The 17,661-nt window shown below is 72.6% G+C and carries 13 protein-coding genes; 3 read left to right on the top strand and 10 right to left on the bottom strand.

Annotated features, from left to right (window positions below; translation table 11 throughout):
• Positions 1–37: 37 nt before the first annotated feature.
• Complete coding sequence (locus HAV39_RS02635; protein WP_191837574.1) at positions 38–1,627, bottom strand: hypothetical protein; 1,590 nt, start codon at positions 1,625–1,627, stop codon at positions 38–40.
• Between the two features lie 51 nt (positions 1,628–1,678).
• On the bottom strand, positions 1,679–3,115 hold the full coding sequence (gene hflX, locus HAV39_RS02630) for a GTPase HflX (RefSeq protein WP_239120952.1): 1,437 nt from the start codon (positions 3,113–3,115) through the stop codon (positions 1,679–1,681).
• Between the two features lie 154 nt (positions 3,116–3,269).
• On the opposite strand from hflX, the gene HAV39_RS02625 reads away from it, so the two are divergent.
• The gene (locus HAV39_RS02625; protein ID WP_191837572.1) at positions 3,270–4,742 is read left to right on the top strand and encodes an NAD-dependent malic enzyme; all 1,473 of its coding nucleotides are present in this window, start codon (positions 3,270–3,272) and stop codon (positions 4,740–4,742) included.
• A gap of 153 nt (positions 4,743–4,895) precedes the next feature.
• On the opposite strand, the gene dapF is transcribed toward HAV39_RS02625, so the two are convergent.
• Both dapF and miaA read right to left on the bottom strand, forming a co-directional pair.
• Positions 4,896–5,696, bottom strand: a complete 801-nt coding sequence (dapF, locus tag HAV39_RS02620; protein WP_191837571.1) for a diaminopimelate epimerase — start codon at positions 5,694–5,696, stop codon at positions 4,896–4,898.
• Positions 5,693–6,622, bottom strand: a complete 930-nt coding sequence (gene miaA / locus HAV39_RS02615) for a tRNA (adenosine(37)-N6)-dimethylallyltransferase MiaA (protein WP_239120953.1) — start codon at positions 6,620–6,622, stop codon at positions 5,693–5,695. The genes dapF and miaA overlap by 4 nt, the downstream gene beginning before the upstream one ends.
• A gap of 234 nt (positions 6,623–6,856) precedes the next feature.
• Between miaA and HAV39_RS02610 the strand changes: the two genes are divergently transcribed.
• Positions 6,857–8,065, top strand: coding sequence for a DUF349 domain-containing protein (locus HAV39_RS02610; RefSeq protein ID WP_120318608.1), 1,209 nt, complete (start codon positions 6,857–6,859; stop codon positions 8,063–8,065).
• Between the two features lie 208 nt (positions 8,066–8,273).
• Positions 8,274–9,977, top strand: coding sequence for a cellulase family glycosylhydrolase (locus HAV39_RS02605; protein ID WP_191837569.1), 1,704 nt, complete (start codon positions 8,274–8,276; stop codon positions 9,975–9,977).
• Between the two features lie 174 nt (positions 9,978–10,151).
• Here HAV39_RS02605 and HAV39_RS02600 read toward each other — a convergent pair whose 3' ends face one another.
• From HAV39_RS02600 to HAV39_RS02575, 6 genes are all read right to left on the bottom strand, one after another.
• Positions 10,152–11,537 (bottom strand): alkaline phosphatase family protein, encoded by a 1,386-nt coding sequence (locus HAV39_RS02600; RefSeq protein WP_275413981.1) that lies wholly within the window; start codon positions 11,535–11,537, stop codon positions 10,152–10,154.
• Positions 11,525–12,742, bottom strand: coding sequence for a metabolite traffic protein EboE (gene eboE / locus HAV39_RS02595; RefSeq protein WP_191837568.1), 1,218 nt, complete (start codon positions 12,740–12,742; stop codon positions 11,525–11,527). The genes HAV39_RS02600 and eboE overlap by 13 nt, the downstream gene beginning before the upstream one ends.
• A complete protein-coding gene (locus HAV39_RS02590) occupies positions 12,742–13,590 on the bottom strand; it encodes a TatD family hydrolase (protein ID WP_191837567.1) in 849 nt (282 codons plus the stop codon). The genes eboE and HAV39_RS02590 overlap by 1 nt, the downstream gene beginning before the upstream one ends.
• Positions 13,590–15,098: an EboA domain-containing protein gene (locus HAV39_RS43485; RefSeq protein ID WP_191837566.1), complete on the bottom strand. Its 1,509-nt coding sequence runs from the start codon at positions 15,096–15,098 to the stop codon at positions 13,590–13,592. Before HAV39_RS43485 ends, HAV39_RS02590 begins: the two co-directional genes overlap by 1 nt.
• Positions 15,095–15,949: an SCO3242 family prenyltransferase gene (locus HAV39_RS02580; protein ID WP_191837947.1), complete on the bottom strand. Its 855-nt coding sequence runs from the start codon at positions 15,947–15,949 to the stop codon at positions 15,095–15,097. The genes HAV39_RS43485 and HAV39_RS02580 overlap by 4 nt, the downstream gene beginning before the upstream one ends.
• Positions 15,950–16,176: 227 nt before the next feature.
• Positions 16,177–17,310, bottom strand: a complete 1,134-nt coding sequence (locus HAV39_RS02575; protein WP_191837565.1) for an inositol-3-phosphate synthase — start codon at positions 17,308–17,310, stop codon at positions 16,177–16,179.
• Between the last annotated feature and the right edge of the window lie 351 nt (positions 17,311–17,661).

Here is a 17,661-nt window from a genome sequence, read left to right as displayed (position 1 = left end):
CGCCCCCGACCGGGGACGGGCCGCTTTCCGTATGCGGTCAGCGGTACTGCTCGTAGCCCTGCTGGTTCGGCTGGCCGCCGTCGGGCTGGTAGTAGGCGGGCTCGGGCCGGTAGACGCCGTCACCGGGCGCCTGGCCGTACTGCTGGCCCTGGTACTGCTGGGGGCCGCCGTACTGCTGGCCGTAGCCGGGTTGCTGGCCGTAGCCGGGGTCGTAGCCCTGCTGGCCGCCCTCGTAGCCGTTGCCCGCGTACACCTGCGCGCCGCCGTAGCCGGGGTCGTAGCCGCCCGGCTGGCCGCCGTACTGCTGGCCGTGGCCCGGGTCGTAGCCGCCGCCCTGCTCGGCGTAGTAGCCGGACTGGTAGCCGCCACCGCCGACGCCGACCGGCGCCAGCATCGTGGTGGCCGAGTTGTCGACCGGCTCGGAACCGTCGTCGACATCGTCGTCCTTGCGGCCCCTGCGCTTGCGGCCCTTGACCACGCCGAGCACGCCGAGCACCACCAGCAGCACCCCGACCACGCCGACCGCGGCCAGCGCCGTGTAGAGCTGGTCGATGTCGCTGAAGAGGCTGAGGTACCAGGCCTTGCCTGCCTTCTCGGGGCCCTTGACCGGGGCCTGCTCGACGAACTCCTTCACCGACGGGGTGTAGCTCAGCATCGTCGGCGTCTGCGCGTCCGCGATCGCGGTGCGGGTCTGCTCGGTCTCCGAGACGGTGATGAACTTGCCGTCGGGACCGTAGGTGATGGCCTCGCCGAACGGCTCCTCCGGCAGGTGCGTGACCCGCGGCTTGTCCTTGGTCAGCGCACCGACGATGTCGTCGCCCGTGATGTCCCACTCGAACGCGTCGGCGTAGGTCCGCAGCACCACCTTGGCGCCGTCGTCGCTCTTGGCGGCGCCGGTGACCTGCCGGCGGCCCAGACCGCCCATCGGGTTGGCGGTCTCCGTGCGCGGCAGGGTCAGCGAGCCGAGCTCCTTCATCGGCGTCGGGTCACCGTTCTCGACCAGCGGCCCGGTGGGCGCGAAGAGGTAGGTCTTGCCCTCGGCCGCGGTGAAGTCCCAGTCCTTGGTGACCAGGATCGGGTTGCCCTTGCTGTCGATGATCAGCGCTTCGGAGTCGAACTTCTTCGCCGGGTAGGACAACCGGTACGGACCGCTCGGCTTCCCGTTGACGAACTTCCACAGCGCGACCCGGGAGCGCTCGTGGGTGACGGTGAAGTTCTCCTGGTTGATGTGCGAGTCGCCGGTGTCGGCGACCCAGATCACACCGTCCGGGCCCACCGCGACGTCCTCGGGGTCGAGCGCGCCGTCACCCTTGTACTTGTACGAATTCGTCACCTTGCAGGCGGCATTCAGCTTGAACAGCTTCATGTTCGCCTTGACGTCGTTGCTGTCGTTGATCGCGTAGTAGCCGGTGCCCACCGCGACCAGGCCCGAGAGCTCGGTCAGGCCGGGGGTGTTTTTCGTCGGGCCTGTGACGGTGCAGACCTTCGTGCCCGGCACGGCGTTCTGGGCCGCACCGCTCGGAGCCGGGCTGGGCGCGGCCCCCGCGGGGGCGGCGAGCAACCCGACTCCGAGCGCGGCCGCGAAAAAGGCCGCACCTGTCTTCACCAGGAATCCCGTAAACCGCATCCGGACAGTTTGCCACGAGAGAGCACGGTCACGTGTAACGCGATTAATACGTCACGATGCGTCGGTAACCCAGTCACCATCAGTGATGGCATAAACGCCCAGCTCAGCGGCCAGCTCCCGGTCCACACGGACCCTGAGCTGGGTCCCGGCGGCGGTGTGTCCCGACGCCAGCACCTCACCCCTGCGGTGGACCTTGGCCACCAGATCGCCCCGGTCGTACGGGACGCGGGCGAGCACCTCCACCGCCGGCACCGGCAGCCGCGACTCGATGATCTCGCGCAGCTCCTCGATGCCCTCACCGGTGCGGGCCGACACGAACACCGCGTCGGGCCACTCCCGCTTGAGCCGCAGCAGCATCTCCTGCGGCGCGGCGTCGGCCTTGTTGACCACCAGCAGCTCGGGCAGGCGGTCCGCGCCGACCTCGGCCAGCACCTCGCGCACCGCGCGCACCTGCTCCTCGGGGTCCGGGTGGGCCCCGTCGACCACGTGCACCACCAGGTCCGCGTACGCGACCTCCTCCAGCGTGGAGCGGAACGCCTCGACCAGCTGGTGCGGCAGGTGCCGCACGAAACCGACCGTGTCCGACAGGGTGTACACCCGGCCGTCGCGCGCCTCGGTGCGGCGGGTCGCCGTGTCCAGGGTCGCGAACAGCGCGTCCTCGACCAGCACCCCGGCTCCGGTGAGCCGGTTGAGCAGGCTGGACTTGCCCGCGTTGGTGTAGCCGGCGATGGCCACCGACGGCACCGTGTTGCGGCGCCGTCCGGCACGCTTGGTGTCGCGGATGACGCCCATCGCGGTGATCTCGCGCTTGAGCTTGGCGATCCGGGTGCGGATGCGCCTGCGGTCGGTCTCCAGCTTCGTCTCACCGGGACCGCGCAGACCCACGCCGCCGCCCGCGCCGCCGCCGCGACCGGAACCACCGGTCTGCCGCGACAGGGCCTCGCCCCAGCCTCGCAGGCGCGGCACCAGGTACTGCAGCTGCGCCAGCTCGACCTGGGCCTTGCCCTCCTTGCTCTTGGCGTGCTGGGCGAAGATGTCCAGGATCAGCGCGGTCCGGTCGACCACCTTGACCTTGATCTTCTGCTCCAGGTTGCGCAACTGGCTCGGGGACAGCTCGCCGTCGCAGATCACGGTGTCCGCGCCGGTCGACTCCACCGCCGCCTTCAGCTCGTCCACCTTGCCGCGGCCGATGAATGTCGCGGCGTCAGGCTGGCTGCGCCGCTGGATCAGGCCTTCGAGCACCTGCGAGCCGGCGGTCTCCGCGAGCGCGGCGAGCTCCGTCAGGGAGTTCTCCGCGTCCACGACGGTGCCGGAGGTCCAGACGCCCACCAGCACCACCCGTTCCAGCCGCAGCTGCCGGTATTCGACCTCGGTGACGTCGGCGAGCTCGGTGGAGAGCCCGGCCACCCGGCGCAGCGAATGCCGCTCCGAGAGTTCAAGGTCACCGGTGGTCTCTTCGGCCACCAGGGTGTCGGGGAAAGTAGGCAAATCTGCTCCTTCGTCTCTCGATCTGTCGGCTTCAAGGTTGGCACGGATGTACCCGGAACGCACCTGTGTTACCCGTGCCGAACCGGCGAACGTTGTCAGGGGTTACCCGGGGGTTCAGCAGGCGGTGGCGGAGTCGCGCCCACGGAGTGGGAAAATGAAACCGACTGACTCCACGAAAGGCGACATCGTGCCCACTACCCGCCTGCCCAGCGCCGGATACTCCATCACCGTACGCGTGGCGGTGATCGCCGACTCCTCGGCGATCGGCCGGCTCACCATGGCCGTGGGCGAGGCGGGCGCCATCGTCACCGCGGTCGACGTGGTCGACTCGGACCACCTGCGCGTGGTCGCCGACGTGACCTGCGACACCGCCGACAGCGCCCACGCCGACCAGGTCGTCAAGGCCCTGGAGGCGATGGACGGCGTCGAGGTCCGCAAGGTCTCCGACCGCACCTTCCTGCTGCACCTCGGCGGCAAGATCGAGGTCACCTCCAAGGTCAACCTCAAGACGCGTGACGAGCTGTCCCGGGCGTACACCCCCGGGGTGGCCCGGGTCTGCCAGGCCATCGCCGACAACCCCGAGGACGCCCGGCGGCTGACCATCAAGCGCAACACCGTCGCGGTGGTCACCGACGGCTCGGCCGTGCTCGGCCTGGGCAACCTGGGCCCGGCCGCCGCGCTGCCGGTCATGGAGGGCAAGGCGGCCCTGTTCAAGCGCTTCGGCGGAGTCGACGCCTGGCCGGTCTGCCTGGACACCCAGGACACCGAGGAGATCATCAAGATCGTCAAGGCGATCGCGCCGGTCTACGGCGGCATCAACCTGGAGGACATCGCCGCGCCGCGCTGCTTCGAGATCGAGGCCCGGCTGCGCGAGATGCTCGACATCCCGGTCTTCCACGACGACCAGCACGGCACCGCGATCTGCGTGCTGGCCGCGCTGACCAACGCGCTGCGCGTGGTCGGCAAGAAGCTCGCCGACGTCAAGGTGGTCGTCTCCGGCGCGGGCGCCGCCGGCACCGCGATCATGAAGCTCCTGCTGCGGCAGGGCGTCGGCGACGTCATCGCGTACGACCGCCGCGGCGCGCTGCACCGCGACATGGCCGGCCTCGGCCCGGACTGGCAGTGGCTGGTCGACAACACCAACAAGGACAACTACTCCGGCGACCTGCCCGGCGCGATCGTCGGCGCGGACGTCTTCATCGGGGTCAGCGCGCCCAACCTGCTGGTCGGCGACGACATCGCCCGGATGGCCCCGAACGCGATCGTGTTCGCGCTGGCCAACCCCGACCCGGAGGTCGACCCGCGGGAGGCCCGCAAGCACGCCGCCGTGGTCGCCACCGGCCGCTCCGACCAGCCCAACCAGATCAACAACGTGCTGGCCTTCCCCGGCGTGTTCCGCGGCATGCTCGACGCGCAGGCCAAGGAGTTCACCGAGGAGATGGCACTGGCCGCCGCCATGGCGATCGCCGACGTCGTCGGCGAGGAGAAGCTCAACCCGAGCGTCATCGTCCCCAGCGTCTTCGACGCCCGCGTGGCCCCCGCCGTCGCCGCCGCCGTCCGCGCCGTCGCCCAGCAGTCGACCACGTCCGTCCTCGACGCCGACCCCGCCCCCATCCCGGAGGCGTGACCGGTCCCGGCCCTCACCAAGGTCATTCGACTTGCCTGGCAGGTGGGCGTATCTTGACCCGCCTTTTCGCCCACTTGCCAGGCAAGTCCAGCGATCAGGCGCGCCGCGCCGCGCCGCACCCTGCCGTGCCGTGCGGGCGCGGCGCGGGAGTGGTCAGGGGCGGCGGGCCAGGGTCGTGGGGTCGAGTTCGCCGGTGAAGGTGAGGACGGCGGGGCCGGCCAGCCAGGAGGTGCGGGCGTCGCGGGTGACCTCCAGCCGGCCGCCGGGGACGTCGACGGTGACCGTGCCGGTGTCGCGGCCGCTGGTGTGCAGGGCGGCCACGCCGACGGCGGTCGCGCCGGTGCCGCAGGACATGGTCTCGCCGGAGCCGCGCTCGTACACCCGCATGCGCCGGTGGTTCTCGGCGAGCTTGACCGAGAACTCCACGTTGACCCCCGCCGGGAACAGCACCGGGTCGGTCTCCGGGGCGCGGGACAGGTCGACGGCCTCGGCCACCTCGGCGGGCACGTCGCAGACCAGGTGCGGGTTGCCCATCGAGATCGCCAGGCCGGGGTAGCTCACCCCGTCGATCACGGCCGCCGAGTCGCCGAGCAGCGCGGGCGGGGCCATGTCGACCCGGACCAGGTCGCCCTCGACGTACGCGGTGCGCAAACCGCCCCGGGTGGACAGCGGGATCTCGTCTCCCGCCAGGCCGGTGGTGTGCAGGTAGCGGGCGAAGACGCGGACGCCGTTGCCGCACATCTCCGACAGCGAGCCGTCGGAGTTCCAATAGTCCATGAAGTAGACCGCCGCCGGGTCGGCCGAGGGCTGGACCCGCAGCACGCCGTCGCCGCCGATGCCGAAGCGCCGGTCGCACAGGGCCGCGACCAGCGCGGGCGTCAGCTCGACGGTGCCTTCGAGATCCTCGATGATCACGAAGTCATTGCCGGTGCCGTGTCCCTTGGTGAACTTCACGGCGTCTCCCTCACCATCCGCAGCGCCTGGGCCACCAGGTCGGGGGCCGCGCCGTCGAGCCAGCGTACCGAGGGGTCGCGGCGCAGCCACGAGCGCTGGCGCCGGACGAAGCGCCGTGTCCCGGTGACGGTGTCGTCGTGGGCCTGCTGCTCGGTGCACCTACCGTCAAGGTACGCCAGGACCTGCTGGTAACCGAGCGCCCGAGACGCGGTCAGGCTGCCCGCGAGCCCCGCCGGCAGCAGCCCGCGCACCTCGTCGACCAGCCCGTCGGCCCACATCTTGCCCACGCGCTGCTCGACCCGCACGTCCAGGTCGGCGCGGTCCACCGCGAGCTGGAGCACCGGGTACACCGGGACGGGGTCGGGCAGGGAGGCGGTGAACGGCTGCCCGGTGAGTTCGATCACCTCCAGCGCCCGTACGATGCGGCGCCCGTTGCTCTTCAAGATCTTGTCCGCGGCGACCGGGTCGGCCGCGTGCAGCCGCTCGTGCAGTGGCCCGGGGCCGACCTCGGCCAGCTCGGCTTCCAGCCGGGCGCGCACGTCGGGATCGGTGCCGGGGAACGAGAAATCCTCCAGCACCGCCCGCTGGTAGAGGCCCGATCCGCCGACCAGCAGCGCCACCCGGCCGCGGGCCTGGATGTCGTCGATCGCCGACCGGGCCAGCCGCTGGTACTCCGCGACGCTGGCGGGTTCGGTGACCGGCCAGATGTCGAGCAGGTGGTGCGGCACACCCTCGCGCTCGGCGACGGTGAGCTTGGCGGTGCCGATGTCCATACCGCGGTAGAACTGCATCGAATCGCAGTTGACCACCTCACCGTCGAGGGTGTGGGCTAGCGCGAGGGACAGCGCCGACTTTCCCGCGGCGGTGGGACCGACTACCGCGATCACCGTTGCGTCCGTTTTCGCACCTGTCTCGTTCACCCGCACGGGACAACCGTAATCGGATCGTGCCCTGCGCTGCGGGGCGGAGCAGGTGCGGTGTCGGCGCGGACCCCGTAAGGTCACCTTGTCCTGGGCGCGCGCCGCGCGTCCAGCCGGACCTGTGACAATGCTGAAGGAGAGACGAACTACTCTCCCCGGTGTAACGGGTCAACTGCGCTGTGGCGGCGACCTCGCACGTGATGGCGAGGTTCGGTCGGGAAGAACGAGGATGGGCACATCATGAGCGACTGGGCATCGTATGGCCGGGTGGACGCGGACGGCACGGTCTGGGTGAAGTCGGCCGCGGGCGAGCGCGCCGTCGGATCATGGCAGGCCGGAACCCCGGAAGAGGGGCTGGCGCACTTCGTCCGCCGGTACGAGGATCTCGTCACCGAGGTCGACCTGATCGAGACCCGCCTCAAGTCCGGGGCCGCGGACGCCTCGCAGACCCTGACCACCGTCAAGCGGCTGCGGGCCGGCCTGGACGAGGCACACGTCGTCGGCGACATCGACGGCCTGGCCGCCCGGCTGGACCGGCTGACCACCCTGGCCGAGGAGAAGGCGGGCGAGGCCAAGGCCGCCCGCGACGCCGCCCGGGTCGAGGCCGTGGCCCGCAAGACCGCCCTGGTCGACGAGGCGGAGAAGCTCGCCGCCGAGTCCACCAGCTGGAAGGCGACCGGCGACCGGTTCAAGGAGATCCTCGACGAGTGGAAGACCATTCGCGGGGTCGACAAGAAGACCGACGGTGACCTGTGGAAGCGGTTCTCGGTCGCCCGGGACAGCTTCACCCGCCGTCGCGGCGGCCACTTCGCCACCCTCGACGCCGCCCGCAAGCAGGCGCAGACCGCCAAGGACGACCTCGTCGCCGAGGCCGAGTCGCTGGCCGAGTCCACCGACTGGGCGGCCACCGCGGCCCGGCTCAAGGAGCTCATGGCCGACTGGAAGGCCGCGCCGCGTGCCTCCAAGGAGGCCGAGCAGAAGCTGTGGGACCGGTTCCGCGCCGCGCAGGACGCGTTCTTCACGCGCCGCAGCGAGGTCTTCTCGGCCCGTGACAACGAGCAGAAGGCCGCGCTGACCCGCCGTCAGGAGCTGCTGACCCAGGCCGAGGCCATCGACGTGGACGCCGACCCGAAGGCCGCGCAGAACCTGCTGCGCGAGATCCAGGGCCAGTGGCACGACACCGGCCGGGTCCCCCGCGAGAACGTGGCCGGTCTGGACCGCCGCATGCGCGCGGTCGAGGACAAGGTGCGCGACGCGATGGACGCCGCCTGGCGGCGCACCGAGCCGTCGGCGAACCCGCTGCTCAAGCAGATGCGCGAGCAGGTCGCCGAGGCCGAGGCGCGGCTGGAGCGGGCGCAGGCCGCCGGCGACGCCAAGCGCATCAAGGAGGCCGAGCAGGCCCTGGCCGGCAAGCGCAATTTCTTGGCCTTGGCCGAGAAATCAAGCTGATCTGCTTGGCCTTGGCCGAGAAATCAAGCTGATCTGCTTGGCCCTGGCCGAGAAATCAAGCTGACATACAGCTGAACCAAGGGGGGCGGTCGCGCGAGCGGCCGCCCCCCTTGCTGTGTACGCCATCGGCGGTGCACGATGTACCCGGAGCCAGGGCAGGCACGCATTTCCCGATCACGCACGTCCGTTGTGGATGGAGCAATCCGAAATGCGTTGGAAGACTCGCACGACCGCGGTCACCGCGGCCCTGGCCGCCGCGCTCGCCGCCGCGGCCACCGCCCTCGTGGCGATCACGTTCTCCGCCGGACCGGCCAACGCCGACACCGGCACCGGCTACCTGCGCACCAGCGGCCGCAACATCGTCGACAGCACCGGCCGCACGGTGCGCCTGACCGGCATCAACTGGTTCGGCATGGAGACCGACAACAAGACCTTCCACGGGCTGTGGGCCAACGCCCCCGCCACCTGGAAGGGCCAGCTCGACCGGATGGCGTCGCTGGGCTTCAACACCCTGCGCGTGCCGTACTCCGGGGACGCGCTCAAGGCCGGGGCGGTCGCCACCGGCATCAACGACTTCACCAACCCCGACCTGGTCGGCAACTCGCCACTGCAGATCCTCGACAAGGTGATCAATTACGCGGGCACCAAGGGCATGCGGGTCATCCTCGACCGGCACCGGCCGACCGCGGCCGGGCAGACCCCGCTCTGGTACACCGCGTCGGTCTCCGAGGCCAGCATGATCGCCGACTGGGTGATGCTGGCCCAGCGCTACGCCGGGAACTCGACGGTGATCGGGGCCGACCTGTTCAACGAACCGCACGCCGAGGGCACCGACCCGAACGCGACCGGCGCCTGCTGGGGCTGCGACGTGCAGGCCCGCGACTGGCGGCTGGCCGCGGAGCGGATCGGGAACGCGGTGCTGGCCGCCAACCCCAACTGGCTGATCTTCGTCGAGGGCGTGAGCTGCCTGTCCGGCGGCGTCGCCAACGAGTGGGACGGCATCCCCGACGACCCGATGGCCTGCGACTGGTGGGGCGGCAACCTGTCCGCCGCGATCGACAAGCCGGTGCGCCTGAACGTCGCCAACCGGCTCGTCTACTCCCCGCACGAGTACGGCATCTCCGTGTACGACCGGCAGAAGTGGTTCAACGACCCGAACTTCCCCAACAACCTGCCCGCGGTCTGGGACTTCTTCTGGGGCAAGCTCGCCAGGCAGAACGTCGCCCCGATCCTGGTCGGCGAGTTCGGCAGCACGCTGGCCAACCCGCTGGACACCCAGTGGCTGACCAAGCTGATGGGCTACATCGGCGAGAACGGGCTGTCGTTCACGTACTGGTCGTGGAACCCGAACTCCGGTGACACCGGCGGCATCGCGCTGGACGACTGGTACTCGATCAACCAGACGAAGTACAACATCCTCCAGCCGTACCTGAACCCGCCGTCGGGCAACCCGAACCCGACCACGCCGGGCCCGTCGCCGTCGGTCTCCCCGTCCCGGCCGCCGTCGCCTTCCCCGTCGGCCTCCCCCTCGCGGCCGCCGTCGCCGTCGCCCTCGGTGTCGCCGTCGGCCTCACCCTCCGCGTCGCCCAGCCCCGGCACCGAGGCCTGCACGAAGGTCGTCGTGATCACGAACTCGTGGCAGGGCGGATACCAGGCCGAGGTCCGGGTGACCAACACCGGGACCAGCGCGGTCAACCCGTGGACGGTGACCTGGAGCGTGCCGAGCGGGGTCGCGCTGACCAACGGCTGGAACGCGACCGTCACCCAGAGCGGCACCACGTTCACCGCCGCCGCGCCGACCTGGAACACGTCGCTGGCCGCGGGCGCCACGGCGACGATCGGCTTCACCGCGACCGGCCCGTCCTCACCGGCCCCGAGCAACGTCCGCCTCAACGGTGCGGTCTGCGCCTAACCGACACCCCGCCACCGACCCCGCGCGACCATCTGTTTAGGACAATGGCCGCGCGGGGCACATGGCACCTGGCGCCCTGCATCGATCCCACCGGCGATCGCCGGGATGGGCGCCAGGTCTCGCCGGCCCGACTGCGACCGCCGCACCGGGCCGGCGAGGTCCTCCCCGCCCCATTCAGAGGCCGGACAGGCGGAGGAGGAGGGATTTTACGTCGGTGGCGGCGAAGGCGTCGCGCTGGGCGGTGGGGTCCGAGCAGATCAGGATCGGGCCGTCGGCGGCGTCGGTGGGCAGGCGGCCGTGGGAGCCGCGGACGGCGCGGGCTCCGGCGTCGAGGCCGACCACGTTCATCAGGTAGCGCATCCCGGCCTTCTTGCGGAGCAGGGCGGTGGCGGCGCGGCGCTTGGCGGCGGCCGGGGCGGCCGGGTCGAAGAAGAGTTCGGCGGGGTCGTAGCCGGGCTTGCGGTGGATCTCCACCAGGCGGGCGAAGTCGGGGGCCTTGGCGTCGTCGAGCCAGTAGTAGTACGTGAACCAGGCGTCGGGCTCGGCGACCAGCACGAGTTCGCCGGAGCGCGGGTGGTCGAGCCCGTACGCGGCCTTACCCGCGTCGTCGAGCACCTGGGCCACCCCGGGCAGGTTCGCGCAGATCTTGGCGACGACGGGCCGGTCGGCGGGATCGGCCACGTAGACGTGGGCGACCTGGTGGTCGGCGACGGCGAAGGCCCGCGAGGTCCACGGGTCGAGGTATTCCATGCCGGCCTGGGTATGCACGCGCAGCAGACCCTCGGCGCGCAGCGCCCGGTTGATGTCGACCGGTCGGCGCACCGGCGTGATGCCGTACTCCGACAGGGCCACCACCGTCGCACCGCGCGCGTCCGCGGCGTCGAGCAGCGGGCCTAGCACGTCGTCGAGTTCCCGCGCGGCGACGGCGGCCTCGGGGCCGTACGGGCCGAAGCGCTGCAGGTCGTAGTCGAGGTGCGGCAGGTAGACCAGGGTCAGGTCGGGCTGGTGGGCCGACATGATGTGCCGGGCCGCGGCGGCGATCCAGCGGGTCGAGGCGATGCCCGCCCCCGGCCCCCAGAACTGGAACAGCGGAAACGTGCCCAGCTCGGCCGTGAGCGCGTCGTGCAGCTGCGGCGGGTCGGTGTAGCAGTCGGGCTCCTTGCGGCCGTCGGCGCGATACACCGGCCGCGGCGTGACGGTCCAGTCCACGTCCGCGCCCATGGCGTACCACCAGCAGACGTTGGCGACCGTGTAGCCGGGGTGGGCCTTGCGCGCCGCCTGCCACACCTTCTCGCCGCCGACCAGCGCGTGGTGCTGCCGCCACAGCAGCACCTCGCCCAGGTCGCGGAAGTACCAGCCGTTGCCGACGATGCCGTGCTGGGCCGGCATCACGCCGGTGAGCAGCGTCGACTGGGCCGAGCAGGTGACCGCGGGCAGCACCGTGCCCAGCGGGGCGGAGAAGCCGGCGTCGGCGACGGCTCGCAGCCGGGGCATGTGCTCCAGCAGGCACGAGGTCAGCCCGACGACGTCGAGCACGACCAGCGGGGTCACGGTGTCCACGGGCGGACCTCCTGCAGTTCCATCGTGCTCAGCGGTGCGGCGGGACCACTCGGCGTCAGCCCGAGCGCGGTCAGCTCGTCACGGGCGAAGGCCAGCTCCGCGGCGATGCCCGAGGCCAGCTGCGCGGAAGTGACCGGCCGCTGCGCCGGGGGCAGCACGTTCCAGGTGTACGTCTCCACGTCGACGTGGTCGCAGCCCGCGGTCGCCCCGCCGAACAGCTCCTTGAGCGCCACCCGCAGCTCGGGCAGGGTGCTGCCGAGCGGCGCGACCGGTTCGGCGTGCAGCGGCACGTGGTAGTGCACCCGCCACGGCTGCGGGGTGCGGCGCGGGCGGGGCAGCAGCCGGTCCAGGGCCTCGCCGAGATCGTCGGCGGCCTCGCCGCGCGAGCCGCGGGTCTGGTGCAGGAAGCGCGGCTCGTCGTAGCCGCGCAGCACGGCCTGCGCGGCGACCGGGTCTTCGGCGGTCAGCGCCGCGGAGACCTGCACCTTCATCACCGGCAGCCCGGCCCGGGCCAGCCGGGACAGCGCCGCGGCGGGCTCCTCCCAGGCGCAGGCCAGGTGCGCGAGGTCGAGGCATACGCCCAGCCAGTCGCCGTCCATGCCGGACCACAGCCGGGCGGCCTGCTCGGTGGTCTCCACCACGCAGCCGGGCTCGGGCTCGAACCCGACCTGCACGGTGCGCCCGGTGCGCCCGGCGATGGCGGCCAGGCCGTCTGCCAGCTCGTCCAGCACCCGGCCGGCCGTCCCGGCGCGTTCGTGGTCCCACGGTTCGCGCCAGGCCAGCGGGAGGGTGGAGATGGAGCCGCGCACCGCGTCGTCGGGCAGCAGGTCGGCCAGCACCACGGCCAGGTCCAGGGTGTAGCGCAGCCGCTCCGGGGTGGTCCAGTCCGGGTGGTAGACCGCGTGCTTGACGACCTCGGCCTGGAACGACTGGTACGGGAAGCCGTTGAGGGTGACCACCTCCAGCCCGCGGAAGTCCAGCTCACGCCGCAGCCGGCGGCGCAGGTGCGGCTCGGCGGCCAGCGCGGACGCCGCGGGCGCGGCCAGCCACAGGCCCAGCCCCAGCACGTCGGCGTCCAGCTCGCGGCGGATCGCCGTGCCGTACGTGTCGAGCTGCGCCACGATGCCGTCGAGGTCCTCGGCCGGGTGCACGTTGGTGCAGTAGCTCAGGTGCACCGTCTGCCCGTCGGCGTGGGCCAGCCGCATCAGGCGCCACCCCGCTTGATCGAGTTCCCGGCGTAGTCGGCGGGCGCGTCCGCGTCGGACAGGTCCAACCGCCCGGACTGGCCGTAGAACTCGACCGGGTTGCGCCACAGCACCCGGTCCACGTCGTCCTCGCCGAACCCGGCCGCGAGCATGGCCTCGCCGGTGCGCCGCGTGAGCAGCGGGTCGGACCGGCCCCAGTCGGCCGCCGAGTTGACCAGAATGCGCTCGGTGCCGTGGCGGCGCAGCAGCTCGACCATGCGCGGCGGCGACATCTTGGTGTCCGGGTAGATCGAGAAGCCCAGCCAGCAGCCGGTGTCGCGGACCAGTTCCACGGTCACCTCGTTGAGGTGGTCGATCGCCACCCGGCCGGGATCGATGCCGGACTCCTTCACCACGTCCAGGCTGCGCTGGGTGCCGCGGACCTTGTCCCGGTGCGGCGTGTGCACCAGCGCCGGCAGGTCGAACTCGACCGCCAGCGCGAGCTGCGCCGCGAAGGCGAGGTCCTCCAGCGGGGTCATCGAGTCGTACCCGATCTCGCCGACCGCGACCACCGCGTCCTTGTCCAGGTAGCGCGGGACCAGTTCGAGCACCTCGCGGCAGCGCGGGTCGTTGGCCTCCTTCGGGTTCAGCGCGATGGTGGCGAAGTGACGGATGCCGAACTGCCCGGCCCGGAACGGCTCCCAGCCGATCAGCGCGTCGAAGTAGTCGGCGAACGAACCGGGGCTGGTGCGCGGTTGGCCCAGCCAGAACGCCGGCTCGACCACGGCGCGCACCCCGGCGGCCGCCATCGCCTCGTAGTCGTCGGTGGTGCGTGAGGTCATGTGCACGTGCGGGTCGAAGATGCGCATCAGATCCCCTTCTCTGCTTTGAGGCGGGCCAGCAGCGCCGCCGCGTCGGCCGGCAGCTCGCGCCCGGCGGCGTGGCGCTCGTCGGCGACCCCGGCCAGCATCGCGGCGAGCTCGCTGTCGGCCCGGTGGTCGAGGTCGTCCACGCAGGACAGGGCGATGCCCATGAACACGCACTTGACCACCGCCTGCCGCCAGGCGGCCGCGTCCAGGTGCGCCGCGTACGGTCCCAGGGCCGCGGCGACCAGCCGGGTGTCGTTGGTGCGGATCGCGTCGTGCAGCAGCTCCACCGCGCTTGCGCCGACCGGCAGCAGCGGCAGCGCGCGCAGCACCGCCCGCTTCTCGGCCGCGTCGCCGTGCCGGTAGAGCGCGCGGGCCTGCACCGCCGCGCGTTCGGCGGGCAGCATGGCCAGCAGCACGGCGCGGGCCGCCTCGTCGGCGGTCCAGCCGGGCAGGACCTCGGCGCGCCCGCAGCGGCGGGCCGCGGCCGGGAACAGCCGGCTGATCACGGACGGGTCGGCGGCGACCCGGCGCAGCGCCTCGTCCAGCCAGCCGCCGTCGTCCACCCCGGCCAGCGCGGCGCGCAGCACCTCGGGCGCGGGCACCGCCCCGGCCGGGCGGCGCTGCCCCGGGGCACGCATCCCCGGCGTGGCGGCGGGCCGGTCGGTGGCGGTGCCGGACTGCCCGGCGGCGGCGCGCAGGAAGGTCAGCGAGCGTCGCGCCACGTCCGGTGCCGCGTGCGAGTGCCGGGGCAGCTCGACCCCGACCAGGCCGCGGTATCCGGCGTCGGCCAGCGCCCGCAGCACCGGCGGGAAGTCGATCTCGCCCTCGCCGAACTCCAGGTGCTCGTGCACGCCGCGGCGCATGTCCTCGATCTGCACGTTGACCAGCCACGGCGCGGCCGCCACGACGCAGTCGGCGACCGGCTCCGGCTCCAGGCAGCGGCAGTGCCCGAGATCGAGGGTCAGCCCGAACGCGCGCGGCATGCCCAGCGCCCGGTGCAGTGCCCGCCAGCCGGACAGGTCCTGCACGAACATGCCCGGCTCCGGTTCGAAGCCGACCGGCACGCCCGCCTTGGACGCCGCCTCGGTGAGCCGGGCACAGCCGTCGACCAGCCGGTCCCAGGCAAGCTGCGCGTCGACGGCCGGCGGGCGCACCCCCGACCAGCACGACACCGCCTCCGCGCCCAGGTCGGACGCGATGGACACGGCGCGCAGCAGGAAGTCCAAGCGCACCTCGCGCTCGTCGTGCAGCAGCGTCGGCGCGTGCTTGCGGCGCGGATCGAGCAGGTAACGCGCCCCCGTCTCGACCACCACGGACAGGCCGAGCTCCATCAGCCGGGTGGCCAGGCCGGAGACCCGGCGGGCCAGACCCGGGGCGTACGGGTCGAGGTGGTGGTGGTCGAGGGTGAGCGCGACGCCGTCGTAGCCGAGGTCGGCGAGCACGGCCAGCGCGTCGCCGAGACGGTGGTTGGCGAAGCCGTTGGTGCCGTACCCGAAGCGCAGGTTCATGTGGCCGAGATCCTCCGAACCAGGCGCCGGGCCAGCGGCGCGAGAGCGGCGAGGGCGAGCCCCGTTACACCTGCCCCGGTGCGGGCGGCCAGCGTGCCCTGCAACGTGGGCAGGCCGGTGATGCCCGAGCCGACGGCGGCGCGGACCCGGGCCGCGTCCGGCTGCGCGGCGGCGCGGGCCTGCGCCCGGCCGTAGTGGGTGAGATACCAGCCCGCCAGCGCCACGGGCAGCACCGCCCGCCAGCCCTGGCGGCGGCTCGCCCCGGCCGCCGTCGCCGCGACGGCGACCGTGCCCGCCAGCGTGGCCACGGGCAGCTTCGCGTCCGCGCCGGACACCTCGCGCCGCGACAGCGCCGTGACGGTGTACGTGTGCGCGGCGACGGTCAGTGCCGCGGGCACCGCCTTCGCGGCCCGGCCGGTCGACGCGCCGAGCAGCACGTCCAGGCCCCGGCAGGCCGCCATCACGGCGGGACCGGCCGCGGTGTTCTTCGCCTTCACGTCGTACGCCCACACGGTGGCGGCCAGCGGCACCGCCGTGGCCAGGCCGCGGCGGCCGCCCGCCCACGCGGCCAGCCCCACCCCGGCGGCGGTGAGCCCGGCGGCCAGGCCGAGCGCGGTCCGCGGCGACACCCGCCCGCTGGGGATCGGCCGCTCCGGCCGCTCGACGGCGTCGAGCTCCCGATCGGCCCAGTCGTTGGCCGCCATGCCCGCCCAGTACAGGCACACCGACGCCGCCGCCAGCCCCGGCGTGCGCCGGTCCAGCGTCCCAGCGGCGGCCGCGCCGGCGATCACGTCCCCCGGCACTGACAGCGCCGCCGGCGCCCGCACCAGTTCGGCGAGATCCCGGGCCACGCCCGCCCAGCCGCGACGACCACCGCGCGGGCCGTGGGCCGTCTCGGGCGTGCGGGCGGCAGGCACGGCTGAGCCGCCCGTTTCGACCCGCCCGGTGCCTGAACCGGCCCCGGACAGCGCGACACGGGTGCGCGCCGGACCGCGGGCGGTCTGTCTGCGGCCCTGGGCCAGGCGCAGGGCGCGGGCGGCGGGCAGCGCCGCGGCGCGCTGCGCCTCGGTCTGCGCGGTCACGCCAGGCCCTCGACCATCCGTACCAGCGCGTCGAACTGGGCGGTCAGCCCGTGCTCGACGTCGCCGAGCGGGTCCTTGAAGAAGAACGCCAGCTCCGGCAGCGGCCCGCTGCGCCCGGCGCGGTGCGCGGCGGCGGCGAGCCGGACCAGGTCCAGCACCAGCGGGGCGGCCAGCGCCGAGTCGCAGCCGTGCCAGCTGAACTCCAGGCGCATCGCGGTGCCGAGGAACCCGCGGAAGGTGATCAGGTCCCAGGCGGTCTTGAACTCGCCCAGGTCCTCGACGTACTCGATCCGGGTGTCGCCCTGCGGCGTGTAGCCCAGCGTCTCGGCGAGCACCCGCTGCTTGCTGGCCGCCTTGGCGGCGTTCGGCGCGGGCTGGGACAGGTTGGCCCCGTCGCCGCCGCCGAGCAGGTTGGCCCCCGACCAGCTGCGCACGTCGAGCGCCCGCATCGCGAACATGGGCGCGAGCACCGACTTGACCAGGGTCTCCCCCGTCTTGCCGTCGTGCCCGGCGTACGGCACGCCGCGCTCGTGTGCCAGCTGCGACAGCGCCGGCAGCCGGGCTCCGGTGGACGGGGTGAAGTCGACGAACGAGCACCCGGCGGTGAACGCCGCGTACGCGTACAGCGAGCTGGACGGCAGCACCGGCGTCACCCCCCGCAGGGCCTCGCGCAGCACGTCGAGCGCGGCGTGCGCCTCGTGCGGCTCGGCGGCGGGCTCGGTCGACGACACGTTGACGACCACCACCCGGCCGAGTTCGTGGCGGCGGCGGAACTCGTCGATGTCGGCCGTGATCAGCGCGGCCGTCTCGGCCTGGGTCGCGCCGCGCGGCGCCGGGCGCACCTCGGCGTCGAGCGCGGCCAGTTCCGGCTGCAGGGCCGTGACCAGGCGGCCGGGCAGCACGCCCGCGTCGGCGAGCGCCTCGGCCTTCTTGAGGATCGGGGTCGCGATCACGTCGTGCCCGCCGAACACCAGGTCGGCCCACTGGGGCAACTGCGGGTGCCGCAACTGCGGCAGTTCCGTGACGCAACCGGTGGGCTCGGCGAGCCCCGCGCGCAGCGCGACGGCTCCGACCATGCTGGTGACGGCGACCGACCCCCGCCCGCCGACCAGCCAAACACCTGTTCGCATGCGGTCTCCCGGGGAGATTGAGGAGAAACCAAGACAGACTACTTAATTTCGCCGAGACTACCCGGATTCGGGCCTACGAGGCGTTTCGCGAATCATCGTCGCAGCTCACTCCCGCGTTTCGAATGAAGGAAGGGCACCTTCCCATCGCATAGCGATGTAGAAGGTGCCCTTCTTAACGCGCGTCCCGGCTCCCGCGCTCCGGCTGCGGGGGAAGATCGCCGTTTCGGGTCAAGATCTGCGGTTGGACCACAGGTATCGACCACAAACGGCGATCTTCAGCCGCACCCGGAGCGCCGAGGGGTGCCGGTGTCAGCCGGCGGCGCAGGCGGAGGCGGTGGGGGTGGGCTGGGT

It is taken from the genome of Catellatospora chokoriensis (genome assembly GCF_011297315.1).
Classification (GTDB): Bacteria; Actinomycetota; Actinomycetes; order Mycobacteriales; family Micromonosporaceae; genus Catellatospora; species Catellatospora citrea.
This window is presented reverse-complemented; position numbering and strand designations above follow the sequence as displayed.

What these genes read in the sequence shown, in the direction of transcription:
- HAV39_RS02605 (WP_191837569.1), top strand. Translation starts at nt 8,274, where the DNA reads ATGCGTTGGAAGACTCGCACGACCGCGGTCACCGCGGCCCTGGCCGCC.
- HAV39_RS02635 (WP_191837574.1), bottom strand. Translation starts at nt 1,627, where the DNA reads ATGCGGTTTACGGGATTCCTGGTGAAGACAGGTGCGGCCTTTTTCGCG.
- HAV39_RS02575 (WP_191837565.1), bottom strand. Translation starts at nt 17,310, where the DNA reads ATGCGAACAGGTGTTTGGCTGGTCGGCGGGCGGGGGTCGGTCGCCGTC.
- HAV39_RS02625 (WP_191837572.1), top strand. Translation starts at nt 3,270, where the DNA reads ATGAAACCGACTGACTCCACGAAAGGCGACATCGTGCCCACTACCCGC.
- HAV39_RS02610 (WP_120318608.1), top strand. Translation starts at nt 6,857, where the DNA reads ATGAGCGACTGGGCATCGTATGGCCGGGTGGACGCGGACGGCACGGTC.
- HAV39_RS02590 (WP_191837567.1), bottom strand. Translation starts at nt 13,590, where the DNA reads ATGCGCATCTTCGACCCGCACGTGCACATGACCTCACGCACCACCGAC.
- eboE (WP_191837568.1), bottom strand. Translation starts at nt 12,742, where the DNA reads ATGCGGCTGGCCCACGCCGACGGGCAGACGGTGCACCTGAGCTACTGC.
- HAV39_RS43485 (WP_191837566.1), bottom strand. Translation starts at nt 15,098, where the DNA reads ATGAACCTGCGCTTCGGGTACGGCACCAACGGCTTCGCCAACCACCGT.